Source organism: Burkholderia sp. BCC1996 (assembly GCF_905339955.1).
Classification (GTDB): domain Bacteria; phylum Pseudomonadota; class Gammaproteobacteria; order Burkholderiales; family Burkholderiaceae; genus Burkholderia.
The window spans coordinates 1-771 of record NZ_CAJPHM010000090.1 but is presented as its reverse complement, the minus strand read 5'-3'; the positions used below and the strand labels follow the sequence as shown (position 1 = coordinate 771).

The window sequence follows — 771 nt, the reverse complement described above, 5'->3', positions numbered from 1 at the left end:
GGCAAGACCGCAGTCGTCACGGGCGCCGCAAGCGGCATCGGCAAGGAAATCGCGCTGGAGCTCGCGAAAGCGGGCGCGGCCGTGGCGATCGCCGACCTGAACCAGGACGGCGCAAACGCGGTTGCCGACGAGATCGTCAAGGCGGGCGGCAAGGCGATCGGCGTCGCGATGGACGTGACCAACGAGGAAGCGGTCAACAGCGGCATCGACAAGGTGGCCGACACGTTCGGCTCGGTCGACATCCTCGTGTCGAACGCGGGCATCCAGATCGTCAACCCGATCGAGAACTACGCGTTCTCCGACTGGAAGAAGATGCAGGCGATCCACGTCGACGGCGCGTTCCTGACGACCAAGGCCGCGCTCAAGCACATGTACAAGGACGATCGCGGCGGCGTCGTGATCTACATGGGTTCGGTGCACTCGCACGAAGCGTCGCCGCTGAAGTCGGCGTACGTGACGGCCAAGCACGGGCTGCTCGGTCTCGCGCGCGTGCTGGCGAAGGAAGGCGCGAAGCACAACGTGCGCTCGCACGTCGTATGTCCGGGTTTCGTGCGCACGCCGCTGGTCGACAAGCAGATTCCGGAGCAGGCGAAGGAGCTCGGGATCAGCGAAGAGGAAGTGGTGAAGAAGGTGATGCTCGGCAACACGGTCGACGGCGTGTTCACGACGGTGCAGGACGTCGCGCAGACGGTGCTGTTCCTGTCGGCGTTCCCGAGCGCCGCGCTCACGGGCCAGTCGTTCGTCGTCAGCCACGGCTGGTTCATGCAGTAA

General features: G+C 65.2%; 1 protein-coding gene. It reads left to right on the top strand.

Translation table 11 applies throughout. From position 1 onward, the window contains the following. On the top strand, positions 1–771 hold a 771-nt coding region (locus U4Z64_RS37330), incomplete at its 5' end, for a 3-hydroxybutyrate dehydrogenase (RefSeq protein ID WP_148095959.1).